The organism is Hymenobacter sp. CRA2 (genome assembly GCF_002007105.1).
GTDB lineage: Bacteria > Bacteroidota > Bacteroidia > Cytophagales > Hymenobacteraceae > Solirubrum.
In genome coordinates, this window is record NZ_MVBC01000004.1 from 133936 (window position 1) to 153379 (window position 19444).

Consider the following 19444-nt stretch of genomic DNA (forward strand, 5'->3'; position numbering starts at 1 on the left):
CAGGATGGAATAGCATACTTTACTGTGGAGGCCACTAGAAGGTTGCGGCCGCAACGGTATGGTAACCGCGTATGTGGACGGATATTCGACAGGAAATCGAACGGGTACGGCGAGAGTTAGGGCTGACCGTGGAACAGTTTCGGCCGCTGGCACTGACGGAGTGGGCGGCCGTAGAACGACGAGCAACAGAAGCATTCTGCCAGCTGACACCTGAAAATCGGCAGCCTACTTGGCTCTGGAACCAGCTAAAGCCAGAGATGACCAGTGCTTTTTTTACTCTAGAAGGTTTGAGCTGGGCTTCAATAGCCAACCTATTCGTACCTATCGATGCCGTTTTTTTCTTCGCCTCCGATGGCGACAAATGGTGGTGGTACCGCGGTTCAGGATTGGCTACTTGTGCATTAGCTGCTAAACTCAGTCAGAACAGTGCACACCTAGACGAATGGGGAATAATCGACCAGCACTACCGGTGGCTACTGTGTTTGACTCACCATGACGACTTGGTTGCCGCTGGGCAACCTATGGTCCAACGACTAGAGCAACTAGCCGCTGGATTGCTAAAGCCTCTGCGGCTTTACCCCGCCATGGCCCGTCCGGCCAGGTAACCCGTCGTCCAGGCGGCCTGGAAGTTGAAGCCGCCGGTGATGCCGTCGATGTCGAGCACTTCGCCGGCGAAGTGCAGGCCGGGCACGCGGCGGCTCTCCATGGTCTTCATATCGACCTCGCCGAGCGGGATGCCGCCGCAGGTTACGAACTCCTCCTTGAAGGTGGTCTTGCCGCGCACGCCCAGCGGGGTGCGTAGCAGCAGCTCGATGAGGCGGTTTTGCAGCTTGCCGGCCAGTTCACTCCAGCGCGTTTCGGCGCCGATGCTGGCCTGCTCCACTAGGGTGCGCCACAGGCGCTGCGGCAGACCGAAGAGCGGATTCGACAGCACCGTTTTCTTACCGTTGGCGGCGCGGTACTCGTGCAGCCACTGCCGCAAGGACTCTTCCTTGTGTGTGGGTACCCAGCTCACCAGCGCCGTGCCGGTGTACTGTAGCTCGCTCAGGCGGCGGGCACCCCAGGCCGAAAGCTTAAGCACGGCCGGGCCGCTTACGCCCCAGTGCGTGACCAGCAGCGGGCCCTCGTACTCCAGCTTTTCGCCGGCCAGCACCACGCGGGCGTGCGGCACACTCACGCCCATCAGCTCTTTTAGGGGCGAGTTGGGCACGTTGAAGGTAAACAGCGAAGGCACCGGCTCGCACACCGAGTGGCCTAGCTGCCGCAACCAGTCGTAGCCGCTGGGCTTGGGGTTGCCGCCGGTGGCTACCAGCAGCTTGCGCACCTGCAGGGCCTTGGCCGGGGCCTGCGTGCCGCTCAGCGCCAGGCGGAAACCACCCTCAGCCAGCGGCTCGATGTGTTCGGCTGCCACGCTGGTGAGCACGCGCACGCCGGCGCGGCGGGCGGCCTCTTCCAGGGCCTGGGCAATGGTTTCGCTGGAATCGGTGACGGGAAACATGCGGCCGTCGGGCTCGGTCTTGAGCTTGACGCCGCGGCGCTCGAACCAGTGCACCGTGTCCTGGGCGCCGAACTGCCGGAAGGGCTCCTTCAGCTGCTTGCCGCCGCGCGGGTAGTACTGGGTTAGCTCAGCGGGGGAGAAGCAGTGGTGCGTCACGTTGCAGCGGCCGCCGCCCGAGATGCGCACCTTGCTTAGCAGCTTGGTGGTTTTTTCGAGCAGCACAACGGTCAGGGCCGGGTTAGCTTCGGCGCAGGCAATGGCTCCAAAAAAGCCAGCGGCCCCGCCGCCCAGCACGGCCACGTCGGCAGAGAGCAGGTCTTTCACGCAGGCAAAGGTACGGCGCCCCGCCCAGGTTTAGCAGTAGGGTAGAGCCGCCAATGGGTCGGCGTAGCGGAAGGAGTAGCGCAACTGAGCGTGCAACATCTCCGTGGTGATGAGCTTGCCGCCCCGGTCATCGGGGAGAAACTGTGGGGCGGGCAGGCCGAGCTGGGCCGTGGCGGCGCGGTAAAACTCCTGCCGGGAAGGGTGCCCGGCGGCGCACACATTGAGGGTACGGCCCCACAGGTCTTGCTCGATAACGGCCCGGATGACACCCACGGCGTCATCGAGGTGCAGCATGTTGACCGGCGCCGCGGGCTGGGGCACTTCGCTGCGGCCGGCCAGGAAGCACCCGGGCGCCCGGCCGGGGCCCATCAGGCCGCCCAGGCGCAACACCGTGGTCTGCCAGGGCTGGCCAGGTTGCTGAAACAGCCATTCGGCGCGCAGCAAGTGGTTGTCGGCCTCGGCTGCGGCCCGGGCGTCGGCTTCCCGCATGGAGCGGGGAGCATCGGGGTACACGCCGGTAGAGCTGACGAATACGACGTGGCGCACGGACGAAGCCCCCAACGCGTCGATAACGGGCTGCAAGGCGGCGGCGTAGGCTGCGCGGTCGGTGGCGGTGCGCGAAGGCGGCACGCTCACGACGAGCACCTGGGCTCCGGCCAACAGCGGCGCTACGTGTGAGGCGGAAGCGTCGGGGGCCAGGCGCAGCAGGTGCGGGCGGAGGCCGGCGGCCTCGAGTATGGTGGCTTTAGCGGGCGTGGTGGTGCTGCCGGCTACCGGGTGACCGGCCGCCACCAGGATGCGAGCCAGCGGCAGCCCCAGCCAGCCGCAACCGAGCACGGCCACGGCCACGGGCGAAGAGAAAGATGTCATAAGTAGAAGGACTACGCGGCCACGGCCGGGCCAGACACGTCGCGGCCCCGGCGCGCGTGGCTGCACCGGGGCCGCGAAGGTCGGGAAAAAGCCGGGTTAGTAGGTGCTGCGCCGGAAGCCCCAGCGCTGCAACTCGGCCACGTAGGTATCGGGGAAGTTGGCTTCGAGCAGGGCCACCAGGGCTTTCAGCCCCTTGCGCACCAGCTTACGCGCCTGGTCCTTGCCCGCCTTGGCCGAGGCGGCTTGCCCCACCAGCCCGGCCGAGCTGCTCAGCAGCTGGCGGTACTCCTGCACCCGCGGTTGCCAGAAAGCGGTGCCGTACTTGCGTTCGGCGAAGGGCGCCGAGGCCAGCCGGGTCACCAGCACATCGAGACCGAGCAGCCGCTCGCCCCGGTCGCGGGCCAGGCTGCCGCCGCGCTTGGGCACCAGGCCGAAGGCGGCGTACTGGGCCTGCGCGGCGGCCTTGCTGCCGGCGTCTTCGCGCAGGTAGTCCTTGAGAAAGCGCACCGCCTCGTTCATCTCCTCGTCCAGGTCGTGCAGGCGGGCGCTCTGGGGCGAGTGGTCGGCGGCCGCTTGCCGACGGGCAGCGGTGCTGGTTTGCAGCTGAGCCACGGCCGCCGCAAAGGCCGGCTGCGGCAGCCAGCGCAAGGTGAGCGTGGGCTCGGTGGCCCACACGGCGGCGCAGCTGGCGGCTACTTCGGCCAGGGCCGCGTCGCCGGTGGGGATGAGTTTTTTGGGGTTGGCAGGCGGCGCAGCCGCCAGCGCCGGGGTAAGGGCGTCAGCCATAAAAGGAATGCAGAGAAGATGATGAGTCACTAAGCACACACCACGCGTATTCGTGTGCACCGGCCAAGCTACGCATTCACGTGGCCCGGCACAAGCCCCCAAGTCCCGGGCAAGTCGCCGGAGGGCAGTGGCGGCTCGGCGGAGAGGCGGGACAAGTTGCCCCGTCGCCGAGGGCGTGCCCCCAGGGCCCGGGCAAAACTTCCCCGAGGCCGGGGGCTGGCCCTCAAGCCCCGGGCAATTTGCCCGGGCCCTGAGGGCTCGGGCCAGGGGCTGGGGCAAGTTGCCCCAGCCCCCTGGCCGGCGGGCAGTGGCGCGGGGCCGAATTTTTGGGCAACTTGCACGTTCAATCATGGAGAACGTGGACCAGAGCGCAGTAAAAGAACAGCTTGCCTTGTATGGCTTAGCAAGTGATGCAGCTGTTATTCAACCTTTTTTAAAATGGGCGGGTGGCAAACGTCAGCTGCTGCCGGAAATCAAAGCTAGATTACCTAAAAACATATATGATGTTACATATCACGAGCCCTTTGTAGGAGCAGGAGCTGTTTTATTAGATATTTTGCCTAAAAATGCGTGTATAAATGATGTTAACAAGGAATTAGTTAATTGCTATAATGTAATTAAGAATCAAAGTGAAGCTTTGATACATGATTTGAAGAAACATGAAAATACAGAAGAATATTTTTATTATATAAGAGAGCTTGATAGGAGTGAGGCATTTAGTTCGATGAGTGATGTGGAAAAAGCTTCTAGAATGATTTATTTGAACAAGACTTGTTTTAATGGCTTATATCGAGTGAATAGCAAAGGTCATTTTAACGTGCCATTTGGTAACTATAAGAATCCAAAATATGCAGATTCTGCGTTGATCAAGGCTTTGAGTTTATATCTTAGGAATGCTAACGTGAATATCATGAACCATGATTTTGAGTATGCTTTATCTCTTGCTAAAGAAGGGGATTTTGTATACCTTGATCCTCCGTATGATCCGCTAAATGCTACATCTTCTTTCGTTAGTTATACAGCTGGGCAGTTTGGGCGAGACGCTCAAGAACGCTTGAAAATGTGTATTGATAACTTAGTTAACAAGGGTTGTAATATTTTAATGAGTAATGCGGATACTACATATATTGATAGTATGTATGCTGGCACTTATATAGTTGAAAGAGTTTCTGCAAATAGGAACATAAACGCAAACGGTGCAGGGCGTGGAAAAATCAATGAAGTGCTCATACGCAACAAGTACGAGGCGTATAAAGCAAAGCCTTGAGTATAATATACCATGCCAAGTGCATTGGTTTATGTGGCTCCAGCACGAAGGACTCAAGCCTTATTATAAAGCTGTTCTACGTTATCCTATTGCTGATATTTGCCTCGGTATTGGTCCATTGCAAATTTGTAATGACTTAATTGTGTCGCAGGTTGAAGAAATCTTGTTTAATTTTACCACGAAGGATGGGCGTCAGTGTTTATTAGTTCAGAATCGGGTTGCCTAATAGATGGGCAACACCGGTTGACTGCTGCTAAGCGAGCTGGCTTAAAGTACATTGATGTAATAATTGAAAACGTTGATAATTCCAATAAATCGGCTGAACAATGTCTAAACAGAACAACAAGGACTTCGCGAAAACAGAAAAGGCTTGGCGGGCTATTGTAGAAGAAAGAGATATTGCTGCTATTATTTCTAGTAAAGGGCACTATGAGATATCTGCTGCTGATATAAAGACTGTCGGGAAGCGTGAGCCGCGCCTCATGGCGAAATTTGATACAGTTGAAGGTTTGCCCCCTGTATTCAAAGAGCTTTCAATGTGTATAACAACGATAAGTAATGGGATGTATTTGTTGTATAAAGATAAAGGATACAGAAGTTACCTTGATATTGGAAAGCAATATAAGGAAACTGAAGAACGGTTATTTGTTCCCAAGGAGGCGTTTGAATTAGAAACCCTGAAATTCGCTCCAAATTTATCTGAATCAAAAGCAATAGATTATGCTCACCATTCTGGGCTGCTTGGGCATGTGATTGGTGATGATAATCTAAGACTTACCTCGCGAGGTCGATTCTTTTCTTCTGATTTTGAATTAAAGCTCTCTGCTTCGGGTAAGCCTTTTATAATAAACAAAGCACAGATAGAGGTTGATAGTGGTTATGAGGGTATCGACACCTTTACTTTATTTGAAGCAAAATCTGGTAAGCGCAAATCATTTAATATTAGACAACTGTATTATCCGTATTCCCACTACGTTAAATTTGTAAAAAAACCAATAAAAAACTTTTTGGTAGAATTTTCTAATGGTATTTACTATTTTACAGAAGTATGCTTTGATAGTAGTGGTATATATTATGATTACGTTCCTTTGAGGACAGTGGCCTATAAAATACATCAACCCGGGGATGTATTTTTTGACGTCGATAAGGCTTTGGGTTCACCTGTTATATCATCTGGGAGTATTCCTTTGCCTCAAGCGGATGATGTAAATAAAGTTCTGGACTTAGGTTCGTTGTTGTTGAATAAATCTATGTCAGGGCTTGATGTTGCTCTCAAGTTTGGCTTAGTATCTCGGCAGGGGGACTATTATCCAAACGCTTTAGCATACATTGGGCTTGCGGAAAGAGTAGATGGGAAGTTTGTGTTAACGCCAGTAGGAAGAAAGGTTTTTTCTATTGAGAATAGAAGGCTTAGGAATGCAATGTTCGCTAATGCGATATTAAGTACTAGGTTATTCAAGGATCTGATGAGCGTATATTTAAGATCGGGTTATGTCTTTGTGAAGCAGGAAATGTTGGATAGGCTTAGTAAAGAAAATATAAATGGTTCAACAATAGAACGCCGTTACACTACCGCGAAAAGATGGTTGGAATGGATTAGGATATATGCAATAGAGGGTAATTAATTTAGTTAGTCATATTTTTTGTGGCGAAGTGTTCGGCACGCCGACTATTTTCCGCCGGAATTATCGTTCTTGCTATCCAAACCCGAAACCCAACACTTTCTGCCTATGGCCTCTGCTCCCTACGCCCAACCCATGCTGCGCGACGGCGCCCTCGACGGCAAAACCATCATCGTGACCGGCGGCGGCACCGGCCTGGGCCGCGCCATGACCACGTACTTCCTGCAGCTCGGGGCCAACGTGGTCATCAGCTCGCGCAAGCTGGATGTGCTGGAAACCACCGCCAACGAGCTGCGCGAAAAGACCCACGGCAAGGTGCTGGCCGTGCAGTGCGACGTACGCAAGTACGACGAGGTAGAGCGCCTGGTGCAGCGTACCGTGGAGGAGTTCGGCCGCATCGATGTGCTGGTGAACAACGCCGCCGGCAACTTCATCAGCCCCACCGAACGCCTGTCCAACAAGGCCTTTGACGTCATCGTGGACATCGTGCTCAAGGGCAGCTACAACTGCACCCTGGCCGTGGGCAAGCACTGGATAGCCCAGCAGCAGCCCGGCACCATCCTCAACATCGTGACCACCTACGCCTCCGTGGGCTCGGCCTTCGTGGTGCCTTCGGCCACGGCCAAAGCCGGCGTGCTGGCCCTCACGCGCTCCTTGGCCGTGGAGTGGGCCAAGTACGGCATCCGCTCAGTAGCCATTGCGCCCGGCCCGTTCCCCACGGAAGGCGCCTGGAGCCGCCTGTTCCCCGAGCCGCTGGCCTCTAAGCTGGACCCGGCCGCCTCGGTGCCCCTCAAGCGCGTGGGCGACCATCAGGAACTGGCCAACCTGGCCGCTTTCCTCGTCTCCGACTTCGCCAGCTACATCAACGGCGAGGTTATCACCATCGACGGTGGCGAGTGGCTGAACGGCGCCGGTGAGTTCAACAAGCTGGAACTGCTGACCAGCGACATGTGGGACATGATTGAAAAGACCATGCGCCGCTAAATCACGGATTTAGACGGATTCATCGGATTGCACGAATTTTGTAGACGATTGTCGGTCAGGCCAGTAGCTTTTGCTGCTGGCTTTTTTCTTATCGGGTATGCTATTTTCAGAAAAGCTATTTATCCCTTTCCGATGCTGGTTGATATTAGACATAATGAGTTAACCCGCGCTATTATCGGCTGTGCCATGCGCGTGCATAATACACTGGGCAATGGGTTCCCGGAAATTGTCTATCAGCGCAGCCTAGCAGTCGAACTGAGCGAGTCCGCCCTGGAGTACCAGCAGGAAATTCACTTGCCCGTATACTACAAGTCTACTGAGGTAGGTAGCCGCCGGGTTGATTTCCTAGTAGCCAATAAAGTCCTGGTTGAGTTAAAAGCCACCCACGAGCTGACACCTGTTCACCACGCCCAAATTATTAATTACTTGACGGCTTATCAACTGGAGGTAGGGTTGCTCATCAACTTTGGCCAAGCAAGCCTGGTCTTCAAACGCTTCCTCAAGAACCACTCAGTACAGTAGATAAAAAGCAGCGGAGAGGTAAATCTACCTCCCCGCTGCTGGGTTTGGTGAACGACAATCAATCGTCCACGAAATCCGTGCAATCCGATGAATCCGTCTAAATCCGTGATTAGAATTTGTACTCTTTGTAATCCTTGGTAAACTCTGCCGCCGGAATGGGCTGGTTGGCTACCACCTGCGAGAATTCGAACGATTCGAACAGGCCTTTGTCATCCCACACGGCCACGGCCAGGGGCAGCATCATTTTCTGATCGACGCACAGAATGGTGCGGCTGCCGTAGGCGTTGGGCACTTGCAGCGTTTTGCCGGCGGGCAGCACGTCCTCGTAGCCCAGGTCGTTGCGCTGGGCAATGCGGAACTCGCCGCAGCCGAAGCGTTCCGCAATCTTGGCCGCGGTTTCGCCGCCCGTGGTTTTGTAGCTTACGTACCGAAACTGCGGAAAATCGGAGCGAAGCAGGTAGCACAGGCGGCCCTGAATGGTGGTGTCGCCGGTGTAGCGGAAGGAGCGGCGGTAGGCCTCGGAGCGCTGCGGCGGAATGCGAATCAGGTCGGCAATGACGCCGTAGCCTGCGTCAAGCACCGCGTGGTGCTGGTTGCGGCGCATGATGGCCCCGTTCGGGTCGAGGCTCACCGTCACGTAGGGGAACTTGCCGGGGTACACCCAGGCGTCGCCGCCGTTCTGGCCCTGCACCCACAGCACCTCGATGCCCTTCTGGTTGCGCAGGTAAATGCGCAGGGGCGAGGCGCCGATTTTCATGAGCGTGCGGGCCTGCTGGTAGCCGTCGGCGTGCCGTTCGTTGGCCTTCACGTTGCAACGCAGGGTTTGCAGCTTGTTGATGGAGGCCGACAAGCGCGCCAGCAACGATTCGGTAGTAGGCGCGTCGGTGGGACGAGCCGGCGTGGGGGCCGCGGCGGGCGGTGCGGTGGTCGGTCCCAGCAAGCTCAGCAGGGACAGCGGCCAGAGCAACGGAGAAATCATGCGGTGAAAATCGTGTAGGGGTGGAGCGGGCAGGAATTGTGGGGCAAACGGCCCGGCGCGGCCCTGAGTTCAGGCCGGTTAGTTCAGACTGATTTTGGGCAGGCGCGAGGCCACGCTGTCGAAGACAAAGAGCTCATCGATTTCGATCTGGCGCAGAAACTTATACAGCGGAAACTGCTCGACCACCACGCGCACGGCCTCGGCGGAGGCCCCGTGCATGGTTACCCAACCGCGGGAGCGGTCGGCGCTGATGGCGTACGACACGATGATGTTTTCCTCGATGAGGTTGTTGATGAACGTGCGGTGGCGGGGAATCAGCGCGACGAATTCCTCGTCGAAATAGTCGGGTAAGCGGAGCGTCACTACGTACAAGCCCATAAGAAAACTGCGGCAGGAAGGTTGCCCGGTAAACGCCTGGGGCTTCGGGAAGGTTGACGCCCGGCCTCTGGAAGGTAACTTTTTTTGCCCAGCGCCCGAACAAGGCCCCGTATGCAATTCGCCGTAATCACTCCCACGCACAACCGCGCGGCCTTTCTGCCCGAAGCGGTCCGAAGCGTGCGCGCCAGCGTGCTGGCCCCGCTGCCCGATGTCAGCTACCAGCACCTCATCCTTGACAACGCCTGTACCGACAACACGGCCAGCTTCCTGCAAGAAGCCACCGGCTGGGAAGGGCCCGCCATCCGCAGTTGGCAGCACGCCGGTGCGGAGCGCCTGCTGCCCGGCCCGGCCCGCAACCAGCTCATCCGCGAAACGGCGCCCGAAGCCTGGCTGGTGCCCCTCGACGACGACGACATCCTGCTGCAGCGCTGCCTGTACCACTACGGCGCCCAGATCGAAGCCAACCCCGACAAGCAGTGGTTTGTGGCCGATTTTCTGCGCGTAGACGAGGAGCGGCGCTACCTGCCCGGCGAGGATTACTACGCCTGGCGCTTCGAGACGCCGGCTAAGATGCTGGAAGCCATTTTCAAGGCCGAGCACTTCATCCAAGGCAACGTGTGCTACAGCCGCCGCCTGTTCGATGAGGTGGGCGGCTACGACGAAGAGTTGCGCATGGCCGAAGACCTGGACCTGTACGTGCGCTTCCTACTGGCCGGGCACCTGCCCGTTATTTGCCCGCATCTGAGCCATTTGCACCGCTTCCACCGCGCCAACGTGAGCATCGGCGTGGATGCGGCCAAACACGGGGCTGACCTGCAGGTGATTTACGACAAGTACGCTGCGCAGCTGCAGGAGCTGGGCGTGGAGCGGCCGGGCGAGTAAGTTACCAGGACTTCCACCAAGAATTGGTGGCCGGCGCAGTGCTGCCAGGTGTTGCGCCGGTCCATTCCTGGAACATTATTGGCGGGCTAATCAGGTTGATTAACGCTTGCTCTTGCATGTGGATAGACTAACTATAGTTGGCGTACGATCTGGCCGCCCTTCATCACCCAGCGCACCTGCCGCAGGGCTTCTACTTGCTGCGTCGGGTCGCCCGGCACGGCTACTAGGTCGGCGAGCAGGCCGGGCTTTACCTGGCCGCGGTCGGCGAGGTGAAACAGTTGGGCGTTGCCGCTCGTGGCGCCGCGCAGCACGTCCAGCGGCGTGAGGCCGTACTCGCGCACCAGCAATTCCAGCTCGCGCACGTTGTCGCCGTGGGTGAATACGCCCACGTCGCCGCCAAAGGCCAGCGTGACACCGGCCTTCCGCGCGGCCTGCACGCAGGCTTTCTTCTGTCGGATGCGTTCGGGCTCGGGGTCCTGGCCCTTGCGCCAGCCGCGGTACTGCGTGATGGCGTCGCCGGCAGCCACCGTGGGGCAGAGGGCCACGCCGCGCTGGCGCATGAGCTTGAATACTTCCGGCGTGCCGTTGTCGCCGTGCTCGATGGTTTCGACGCCGGCCAAGGTGGCGCGGCGCATGCCCTCGGGCGTGGAGGCGTGCGCTACCACCGGCCGGCCCAGGGAGCGGGCCGTGGCCACGATGAGGTTCAGCTCGTCCTGCGAAAACGTGGGCACCGAAGCCCCGCCCGCCGTCAGGCGGTAATCGGCGTACACCTTCACCACGTCGGCCCCGCGGCTGACCTGCTCGCGCACGGCGCGCACCACCTCATCGGCCCCACTGACTTCCTGCGCGCCCTGGGGCACCGATATTTCAGCCGTGAGCTTGGGGCCGTAGCAGCCGGTGGCCACCAGTGCGCGGGTAGCAACCAGCAGGCGCGGGCCGGGAATAATACCCTGGTCGATAGCTTTTTTCAGCCCGACGTCGGCGTAGTCGGCGCCTTCGGAGCCCAGGTCGCGGGCGGTGGTGAAGCCGGCCTGCAGGGTACGCTGGGCGTGCACGGTGGCGCGGGCTACGCGCTCGGCCTGGGACTCGCGCAGCACCTGGTCGTCCCAGCTGGTTTCGTTGTAGGGGTGCAGCAGCAGGTGCGAATGGCCCTCGATCAGGCCCGGCAGCAGCGTCAGGCCGGGCAAGGCCACCGTTTGAGCCCCGGCCGGCGCGCTTAGCTCACTTGCCGGACCTACAGCTTTGATTCGGTCGCCCTCCACCAGCACGGCCCAGCCGGGGTGCAGGGTTTGGCCGTCGAACACGGCGGTGGGCTGCAGCAATTGGGTTCTGACGGGGGCAGATTGGCCGTGGACGGAAGCAAGCGCCTGACCCCAACAGGCGGTCAGCAAAATGCCGAAGCGGAAAAAGGAGCGAAGCATAGCGCAAGCTAGGCAGCCGTTGGCACATAGCCCAAGCGACCAAAGGCAGCACCGCCTAGGTAAATAACTAAGAGACGGTCCACGTTCAGCCGGGCCAAAAGAAAACCCGAACCGCGTTAACGGTCCGGGTTTCGGGGGTGGTTGAGTGAGGGCAATTAGTTGGCTGCTGCCGTCTTTTCGCGCTTCACTTTTACCTTTTGCTTCTTTGGTTGCTGCTCCAGCGAGCCATTGGCTCTTCCGCTCAGGGGGCCGCCGACCAGGTTCATTTCCTTCACCAAGTGCGAAGCACCGGCGTATTTATCAACCACAAAGAGCATGTAGCGCACGTCCAAGGTGATGTTGCGCACGCGGTCCGGGTCGTACATGATGTCGGACATGGTGCCTTCCCAGTTGCGGTCGAAGTTGGTGCCGATCAGCTCACCGCGGCCGTTAATCACGGGCGAGCCGCTGTTGCCGCCGGTGGTGTGGTTGGTGGCCGTGAAAGCCACCGGCACCGTACCGTCGACAGCGTAGGGCCCGTAGTCCTTCTTCTGGTACAGCTCCACCAGGCGGGCTGGCACCTCAAAGTCGGGGTTCGTGGGGTCCGCTTTTTCCATGATGCCGTCGAGGGTGGTGTAGTACTCGTACGCCACGCCGTCGGCGGGCTGGTAGCCAGCTACCTGGCCGTAGGCCACGCGCAGGGTGGAGTTGGCATCGGGGTAGAACTTGCGCTGCGGCTGCCACTGGCGCAGCCCGGCAATGTAGGTGCGTTGCAGCAGCGTAATCTGGTCCTGCGCTTGGGTGTAAGTCGGCAGCACCTTCTGGCGGTAGGTAGCCACGATGGGCGCAATCAGCTGGTAGGCCGGGTCGGCGGTCAGGGCTGTGGCGTTACCCTTGGCCAGCTCGTCGAGCACCTGCAGGGCACTGGCCTCGGAGGTGAGGCGGCTGCGGCGGTACACGTCGGCTACGTAGCGCTGCCAGGCTTCGGGCGTGGTGTTCTGCTTCCGCAAGGCCTTGATGTTGTCGGGCAGCAACTGCTCGGGCGTGCCCTCGGCGTAGAGCGGGAGCAGGGCGGCGGCTACTTTCTGGTCGGTGGCCACGTTGACGTTGCGGAAAGAGCCGGGCGTGCCCTTGCGGGCCTTGTCGATGGCAGCCAGCAGCTCGGCCTGCGGGGCCTTGGCCTGAATCAGGTCTACCAGCTGCTGCAGGGCGTTGGCGTAGGCCAGCACCTCGATGCCCATGGCCGCTTCGGTGGTGTAGTCGCGGGCCACCACGTAGGGGCGCACCAGCTTATACTGCTGCTCCAACTGGTCCAGAATCTGGCCGTAGGCGGCTTTGCGGTTGGCGTCGCCCTGCTGCACCCACTGGCGGAACTGCTGCTCCTGCTGCTGCTTGCGCGTGACGGCGTCGAGGCGCTTGAGCCCGCGCATTTCGCCGATCCACTTCTTCCAGTAGTTGGCCAGCGAGGCGTACTTGGCCGCGTACTGAATGCGCACTTTGTCCGAGGCCTTCATGTCGGCGTCGAGGATGCGCAGCTTGGTGTCGCGGACTTTCACCCGGGCCGGGTCCGAGACGTTGAACGTCTCGTCGACGCCCCAGGAGGTGAGGTACTCGGTGGTGCGGCCGGGGAAGCCGAATACCAGCGTGAAGTCGCCGGGCTTGACGCCGCTCAGCGAGATGGGCAGCGAGTGGCGCGGACGGAAGGGCTTGTTGTCCTTGGAGTAGGGGGCCGGCTTGTTGTCGGGGCCGGCGTAGATGCGGAACATGGAGAAGTCGCCGGTGTGGCGGGGCCACATCCAGTTGTCCGTGTCGCCGCCGAATTTGCCGATGCTGCTCGGCGGAGCGCCCACGAGGCGGATGTCCTCAAATACTTCGGTCACGAACAGGTAGTACTCGCCGCCGCCGAACATGGGCCGCACGAAGGCTTTGTAGTGGGTGCCCTGCACCGCTTTCTGCGCCAGCTCGGCCGAGCGCTGCTGCACGATCCGCTCCCGGTCGGCCTCGGCAATGCCCGGCTGAATGCCCTGCAGCACCGGGGCTGTCACGTCCTCCATGCGCACGATGAAGGTGGCCGTGAGGCCCGGGTTGGGCAGCTCCTGCTCGCGCGTCATGGCCCAGTAGCCCTTGGTGAGGTAGTCATGCTCTACCGAGGAGTGCTGCTGAATCTGACCGTAGCCGCAGTGGTGGTTGGTGAGCAGCAGGCCTTCGTTGGAGATAATCTCGCCGGTGCACCCGCCGCCAAACTGCACGATGGCATCCTTGAGCGAGCCGCGGTTGACGGAGTAAATATCTTCGGCCGTGAGCTTGAGGCCTTTTTGCTGCATGTCGGCCTCGTTGAGCTGCTTGAGGAGCAGCGGCAGCCACATGCCTTCGTCGGCGCGGGCGGCGGCCGGCAAGAGCAGCGTCAGCAGCACGGCGCACAGGCGCAGGCTGCGGGGCAGGGAAAATGACGTCACAATGGGGATGGTTGGTGAATGTACCACGAAATTACACCAGCCCGGCCACTCAGGCTGCGCCAGCGGGCGACTACCTTTAGGCGCCGGGCCCCGCACGCCCCGCGGTTCCGGACTTTTTGCCCCGCTTTTTCGCATGCCGTTTACGTTCAGCCACCCGGCCGCCGCGCTGCCCCTGGCCCGCTGGCTGCGCTTGTCGCCGTCGGCCCTGTTCGTGGGCAGCCTCAGCCCCGATTTTATTTATTTCCTGCAGCTGCGGGCCTCCGGCGAATTTGGCCACACCCTGCCGGGGCTCTTCCTGTTCTGCCTGCCCCTGAGCCTGCTAGTGCTCTGGCTCTGGCACCGTGTGGTAAAAGGCCCGGCCGTGGCGCTGTTGCCGGCCTGGGCCGCGCGCCGGGCTGCCCAGGCCGCGGCTGAGCCATACCCGTTCGGACCCGGTCGCCGCATGCTGGCTGTGTGCACCGCCGTGCTCGTCGGGGCCGTGACGCACGACGTGTGGGACGCTTTCACCCACCAGGATGGCTGGGTGGCCCTGCACTGGCCCGTGCTGCTGCGCGAGTTGCCCTTCCCAGGATTCGGCACCATGCCCGTGTACAAGCTGGGCCAGCTGGGAAGCACGGCCGTAGGCGGCCTGCTGCTGGCGTGGTGGAGCTGGCGGTGGCTGCGGCGCCAGCCGCCAGCACCCACGGCCCCGGCGCTGGCTGGCCGGATAGGGTGGCTGGCGACTTTGCTCATCGGGGCGGCGGTGCTGGCAGTAAGCTATGCGCGTTGGGTAGCTCCGCCGCTGGAATCGTACCTGGCACTGCGGCTGTTTGTGCTCAGCATTATCGTTGCGTTTTGCTCGGCGCTATGGGTGGGGCTGCTGTTGTTTGGCTGGTGGTACCAACAAAAAGCCGGCCCCACGGGGCCGGCTCTGGTACGCAATTCAGCGGCGGAACAAGCTTAGGAATGGCCCATTTCGGCCACGGCCACGGCGTTCTGCGCCGAAGAAGCCGAAGTTTCTGGAGCCAGGGCCATATCCGGTGAATCGGCCGCGGCACTGGTGGCTTCCCATTCGCGGAAGCGCTTGATTTCGCCCTGGAACTTGCCAATAAACCAGCTTACTAAGCTCAGATCATCCAGGAAGCCCAGCACCGGAATGAAATCGGGCACCAAGTCGATGGGGGACAGCACGTAGAGCAGCACGGCCAGCCCGGAAACGACGGTGCCGGTTTCAATCTGCCGGTACGAGCCGTTGATGTAAGCGCGCAAGAGCCGCACCAGCGTCAGGGCCGCGTCGAAGAGCTGCTTGAACTTGTTATCCTTGCTCTCCTCGCTGGCCAGCTTGTCGGCTACTTCGTTGAGCACCAGCACGACCTTAAAAGGCTTACCCAGCAGCTTGCCGGCGCGGGTGGCGAAGAGGTTAAACAGGACGTTTTTGGAAATCTGAAGGCCGCGTTCGGCGAGAGAAGCCATAGTAAAAGGAGTCGGAAATGAGAGGTTGGAATGCCCCCGTGTACGCGGCTGGTAGCGGGGCGTTGTGCCGTGGCTTATTTGCCCAAAACCAGCTACGTTGCGCGGCCTCCTTTCCCTAACCGCTATGCGCATCACCGCCCTGCACCTGTTTACTGCTGATTTGGCTGCGCTGCACCAATTCTACGGACATGTCTTGGGCCTGCCCGTGCGCGTCGGGCCGCAGCAAATTCTGGAAGTCACCGTGGGCTACTCTCGTTTGCGCTTTCACCCAGCGCTGCCGGGCACGGCACCGTTCTACCACTTCGCCTTTCACATTCCGCACAATCAGCTCGACGAGGCCTACGCCTGGTGCCGGGTCCGCATCCCCTTGCTGCCTTTCACGCATGGGCAGCCCATAGCGGACTTTCCCAACTGGCAGGCCCGCGCTTTTTACTTTCACGACCCTGCCGGCAACATCCTCGAATGCATTGCCCGCACGCCGCTGCCCAACGCCTCGGCCGTGCCGTTTGCCGCCACCAGCCTGCTCGGCCTGAGCGAAGCCGGAATCGTGACATCCGATGTGCCGGCCCTGACTGAGTACCTGGCGGCAACTCACGGAATTCCCGCGTTTCACCGCGGCCCGCGCCTGCCTCATTTTGCGGCCCTCGGCGACGATGACGGGCTACTGATTCTGACCGCAGAGCAGCGCGGGTGGTTGCCGACCGGGCGCCCGGCCGCTCAGCACTGGCTCCGCGTGGAAGGCAAGCAGGCCGGCCACGAGTTCAGCTGGGAGCACCCGGCTTGGCATCGTAATCGGTAGCCACAAAGAAAAAGGCCCCATCCGCGTGCGGATGGGGCCTTTTTTAGAAGCCGGGAGGTTAACCGAAGCTTACTGCTTCACAAAGCGCTCCACGTAGGTGTTCTGCTGACCCACGATGCGTACCACGTACATACCGGCGTGCAGGGCACCCACTTTCTGGTTCAGCTGCTGGTTCAGTTGCTCCAGCGAGCCGGTGGTGCTAACCACGAGGCGGCCGTCGGTGGTGAGTACCTGCAGCTGCAGCGACTGGCTGCGCTCGGGCACCTCCACGCGGATGGACTTGCTCACCGGGTTCGGGTACAGGCCCAGCTTGGCGGTGGCGGGCAGTTTGGTGCCCGTTACGCTGGTCGACAGGTCGTAGCGCGTCTGCACCGGGTAGTGGTCGGTGGTGGTGGAAGCGTAGTTGCTCACCAGGCTCGTAACGTCGGTGCGGATAGCGGCCGACGACGGGATGAAGTACGGCGACAACTCGTTGGACACGATAACGTTGTCGATAACCGTGTTGTAGCTTACCGTCGATTGCTGGCCGGCCTGGGCCAGGGGCAGCGTCAGGGCGGTGTAGTTGGCCTGGTCGAGCATGAACGAGTTGTACGACGACACGGGCGGGGTAACGCCCGTGGCGATGGTGCCGTTCAGCACGTCGTTGTAGTCGCCCAGGATGATGATGTTGCTCGTGGCGTAGTTGGCGTCGAGTTCGGCTTTCAGTGCGTCGGCACCGGCTTTGCGGCGGGCATAGTCATCGGCCGAAGTCGCGGTCGAGTTAGCCTTGGCGTGGATCAGCACGAAGTTGATGCGCTTGGTCACGCCGTTCAGCGTCACGTCGGCCGTCATCATGTACGGGAAGCGGCCCGAAGCCCAGGCAGTGTAGGCAGCGCAGCCCTGCGTCTGGGTGCAGCGCAGCAGGCCCACCACCGATACGTTGCTCACCACGCTGGTACGGTACACGAAGGCCAGTTTCTGGGCGCTCGGGTAATCCGTATCGGTGCGGCTGTCGGCGTAAGAACCGAAGTCCGATACGCGGTAGGCGTAGCCGGGCATCTGGCTCACGAGCGTGTTCAGGCGCGTGGTGTCCACTACTTCAGCCAGGGCAAACACGTCTGCGTTCAGGTTCGTCAGGATGGTCTTGACGTTGGCCTGCTGCTGGTTGTCGTCCGTCGGGCCCTGGGCCGTCGAGCCAAACCACTCGATGTTCCAGTTCACCACTTCCAGCGTGTTGGCCACGTCGTAGGTGTCGCCGGTCACGGCAATGCTGCTGGCCGTAGCACCCGGCGAAGTCACCGCAATGCTGGCGTTGTAGGTCGTGGAGGCGGCAGTGGGGCGGAAGCGAACCGTCACGGTCTTGGCCGCGCCGTTGGCTTCGGCTTGCGTCAGCGTCAGGGTGCTGGCGAAGGTCGTGCCGTCTTTCGAGAGGGTGAAGGCCGGGTTCGACGAGGTCAGCGTCACGCCACCCGTCAGGTCGTTCGACGTGATGAGGAGCTGCTTGTCGCCGTTGGTGTTAACGACTTGGTAGCCAAACGCCAGGCGGTTCTGGTCGGTGTATACCGTCGGCGCCGGAGCCGTGGCCGAGTTGGTCAGCTGGATGTCATCCAGCGTCCAGCGGGCGGCACCCTGCGTGGTCGAGGTGTAAACGAAGGCCACGTACACGCGGGCAGCCTTGAAGGCCGACAGGTTCACGTTGGGCGTCTGCGTCCAGATATCGGAGCCAGCCTGCGGGAAGCGCACGGCCAGATCGGTCCAGGTAGCCGAGCTCGGGTTACCCGTGCCGGTGTAGTTCGTCGATACGCGCAGCTTCAGGCCCGGGCCGGCAAAGGCGGTGCGGCTCCAGAAGGAGAACAGCGGGAAGTTGTAGGTGCTCAGATCGAAGGCCGGCGAAATCAGCCAGTCTTCGTTGGGCTGGTTGCCGCTGGCGAAGCCGTTGATCTGTACGCCGCTGGCGGCGCTGGCGGTCGGGTCGTTGGCGTTGCGACCAAAGTTGGTGCAGGCCCAGGTCTGCGCGCCCGTCACGCTAACCTGCGTCCAGCCGTCGGAAATGGCCGTGGTGCCGGTGCAGGTCTGAAAGTTGAATACCGTCTGGTTCGGATCGGCACCCGTACCCGTCAGGGCCAGCGTCTTGGTGGCGGCACCGGCGCTGGTGTGGGTGATGCTGCCCGTGGCGCCGCCGGTGGCGGTGGGGGCAAACTTCACGTACAGCGTCTTGGCCGCGCCCAGCTCGGCCGTGGTCAGCGTCAGGCTGCTGGTGAAGGTAGTGTTGTCCTTCGAAATGGTGAAGGGGCCGCTGGCCGTTACCGTCACGTCGCCGGTCAGGTTAGCACCCGATACGGTGTAGCTCAGCGGGGCCGAGGTCGTGTTGATGTTCTGGCTCGGGAAGGCCAGCGTGGCGGCCGACAGCGTCACGGTCGGCGCGTTCGGGTTGGCCGTGCCCCAGCTCAGCTGGAAATCATCCACCGCCATGCCGTCGTCGGAGCTGGTGGCGTTGAAGTCGTTCCAGCGAATCCAGAAGGTAGCGCCAGCGGGGATGTTCAGGCCGGTGATGGTGCTGGTAATCGTGGCCGTGTGGGCCGGCGTGCTGATGCCGTTGGTGGTTGCCCCGCCCGGGTTGGCGTAGTCCAGCGCCGTTACGTCGGTCCAGGTGCCGCTGCTCGTGCTCAGCGAGGTAGCGTCGGTGCTGTACTGAAAGGTAAGCTTGTCGGAGCGGTTGGCGGCCCCTACGCGCCAGGTTTCGCCCACGTACGAAATGGTCAGGCTGGTCAGGGGCGCACCCGTGTTGTTGATAAAGGACCCGCCCAGGATGCTCGACTGCGCGCCGCTAAGCAGGGCGCCGAAAGCCCGGTCGGTACCGTTGGTGGCACCGTAGCTGTAGGTGTTGCCGCCGTTGGCCGCGCCGTTATCCGCCGCGTACTGATCATTGGCACTGGTGCCAGTGCCGTTGACTTCCAGAAAGTCCCAGCCGGTCGGCAGGGTTGCTTTGGTATTAGTGGTGCCGCTAGTTGCCAGCCCGTCGAAGTTCTGGGTGTAAGGGCTGGTCACCAGCGGAGCCGGCGTGGCTTGAGCCCAGCTTTGCTGAGCGCTAACGCTGAGCAGGCCGGCGCCAAACAAGCCAAGAAGTAAAGGTGATTTCATCGACATGAAGGTCGTGTTGGTGATGGGAATGCAAAACTACTGGTAGGCAGGGGTTACAATGTTACCCAAATGTTACGAATCCATCACCAAGTCAGCCACTAAGCT

The 19444-nt window shown here is 60.7% G+C and carries 18 protein-coding genes; 9 read left to right on the top strand and 9 right to left on the bottom strand.

Annotated elements, in window-relative coordinates:
• Positions 1-71 precede the first annotated feature (71 nt).
• A complete protein-coding gene (locus tag B0919_RS26025; RefSeq protein ID WP_410503617.1) occupies positions 72-605 on the top strand; it encodes a DUF6756 family protein in 534 nt (177 codons plus the stop codon).
• On the opposite strand, the gene B0919_RS08505 is transcribed toward B0919_RS26025, so the two are convergent.
• From B0919_RS08505 to B0919_RS08515, 3 genes are all read right to left on the bottom strand, one after another.
• Complete coding sequence (locus tag B0919_RS08505; protein WP_317043888.1) at positions 575-1822, bottom strand: NAD(P)/FAD-dependent oxidoreductase; 1248 nt, start codon at positions 1820-1822, stop codon at positions 575-577. The two genes, B0919_RS26025 and B0919_RS08505, sit on opposite strands and share 31 nt — an antisense overlap.
• Positions 1823-1852: 30 nt before the next feature.
• The gene (locus tag B0919_RS08510; protein ID WP_078011813.1) at positions 1853-2692 is read right to left on the bottom strand and encodes an NAD(P)H-binding protein; all 840 of its coding nucleotides are present in this window, start codon (positions 2690-2692) and stop codon (positions 1853-1855) included.
• A gap of 96 nt (positions 2693-2788) precedes the next feature.
• On the bottom strand, positions 2789-3478 hold the full coding sequence (locus B0919_RS08515; RefSeq protein WP_078011814.1) for a hypothetical protein: 690 nt from the start codon (positions 3476-3478) through the stop codon (positions 2789-2791).
• 349 nt (positions 3479-3827) lie between these two features.
• Here B0919_RS08515 and B0919_RS08520 point away from each other — a divergent pair, with 349 nt between their 5' ends.
• The 5 genes from B0919_RS08520 (at position 3828) to B0919_RS08535 (ending at position 7873) form a co-directional block, all read left to right on the top strand.
• Positions 3828-4745: a DNA adenine methylase gene (locus tag B0919_RS08520; protein WP_078011815.1), complete on the top strand. Its 918-nt coding sequence runs from the start codon at positions 3828-3830 to the stop codon at positions 4743-4745.
• A 195-nt stretch (positions 4746-4940) separates the two neighbouring features.
• Positions 4941-5132, top strand: a complete 192-nt coding sequence (locus B0919_RS26030) for a ParB N-terminal domain-containing protein (protein WP_078011816.1) — start codon at positions 4941-4943, stop codon at positions 5130-5132.
• Positions 5072-6370, top strand: coding sequence for a type II restriction enzyme (locus tag B0919_RS24665; RefSeq protein WP_139362003.1), 1299 nt, complete (start codon positions 5072-5074; stop codon positions 6368-6370). Before B0919_RS26030 ends, B0919_RS24665 begins: the two co-directional genes overlap by 61 nt.
• A gap of 105 nt (positions 6371-6475) precedes the next feature.
• Positions 6476-7351, top strand: a complete 876-nt coding sequence (locus tag B0919_RS08530) for an SDR family oxidoreductase (RefSeq protein ID WP_078011817.1) — start codon at positions 6476-6478, stop codon at positions 7349-7351.
• A gap of 132 nt (positions 7352-7483) precedes the next feature.
• The gene (locus B0919_RS08535) at positions 7484-7873 is read left to right on the top strand and encodes a GxxExxY protein (RefSeq protein ID WP_078011818.1); all 390 of its coding nucleotides are present in this window, start codon (positions 7484-7486) and stop codon (positions 7871-7873) included.
• Positions 7874-7982: 109 nt separating this feature from the next.
• On the opposite strand, the gene B0919_RS08540 is transcribed toward B0919_RS08535, so the two are convergent.
• Together B0919_RS08540 and B0919_RS08545 are read right to left on the bottom strand one after the other, a co-directional pair.
• On the bottom strand, positions 7983-8852 hold the full coding sequence (locus B0919_RS08540; RefSeq protein WP_078011819.1) for a DUF1571 domain-containing protein: 870 nt from the start codon (positions 8850-8852) through the stop codon (positions 7983-7985).
• A 78-nt stretch (positions 8853-8930) separates the two neighbouring features.
• Positions 8931-9230 carry a hypothetical protein gene (locus B0919_RS08545; RefSeq protein WP_078011820.1) on the bottom strand — a complete coding sequence of 100 codons (300 nt, stop codon included), beginning with the start codon at positions 9228-9230 and terminating at the stop codon, positions 8931-8933.
• Between the two features lie 111 nt (positions 9231-9341).
• Between B0919_RS08545 and B0919_RS08550 the strand changes: the two genes are divergently transcribed.
• Positions 9342-10112 (top strand): glycosyltransferase family 2 protein, encoded by a 771-nt coding sequence (locus B0919_RS08550; protein ID WP_078011821.1) that lies wholly within the window; start codon positions 9342-9344, stop codon positions 10110-10112.
• Between the two features lie 131 nt (positions 10113-10243).
• Here B0919_RS08550 and B0919_RS08555 read toward each other — a convergent pair whose 3' ends face one another.
• Entirely contained in the window at positions 10244-11533 is a 1290-nt protein-coding gene (locus B0919_RS08555) for a metal-dependent hydrolase family protein (protein ID WP_078011822.1), read from the bottom strand.
• Between the two features lie 155 nt (positions 11534-11688).
• Positions 11689-13968, bottom strand: coding sequence for a S46 family peptidase (locus B0919_RS08560; protein ID WP_254846518.1), 2280 nt, complete (start codon positions 13966-13968; stop codon positions 11689-11691).
• A gap of 133 nt (positions 13969-14101) precedes the next feature.
• Between B0919_RS08560 and B0919_RS08565 the strand changes: the two genes are divergently transcribed.
• Positions 14102-14911: a DUF4184 family protein gene (locus B0919_RS08565; protein ID WP_176132929.1), complete on the top strand. Its 810-nt coding sequence runs from the start codon at positions 14102-14104 to the stop codon at positions 14909-14911.
• Here the strand turns inward: B0919_RS08565 and B0919_RS26035 are convergent.
• A complete protein-coding gene (locus B0919_RS26035; protein WP_410503618.1) occupies positions 14908-15420 on the bottom strand; it encodes a YkvA family protein in 513 nt (170 codons plus the stop codon). The two genes, B0919_RS08565 and B0919_RS26035, sit on opposite strands and share 4 nt — an antisense overlap.
• A 124-nt stretch (positions 15421-15544) precedes the next feature.
• On the opposite strand from B0919_RS26035, the gene B0919_RS08575 reads away from it, so the two are divergent.
• Positions 15545-16219, top strand: a complete 675-nt coding sequence (locus B0919_RS08575; RefSeq protein ID WP_139362004.1) for a VOC family protein — start codon at positions 15545-15547, stop codon at positions 16217-16219.
• Positions 16220-16288: 69 nt separating this feature from the next.
• Here the strand turns inward: B0919_RS08575 and B0919_RS08580 are convergent, their stop codons facing one another.
• Positions 16289-19339, bottom strand: a complete 3051-nt coding sequence (locus B0919_RS08580) for a T9SS-dependent choice-of-anchor J family protein (RefSeq protein ID WP_139362005.1) — start codon at positions 19337-19339, stop codon at positions 16289-16291.
• Between the last annotated feature and the right edge of the window lie 105 nt (positions 19340-19444).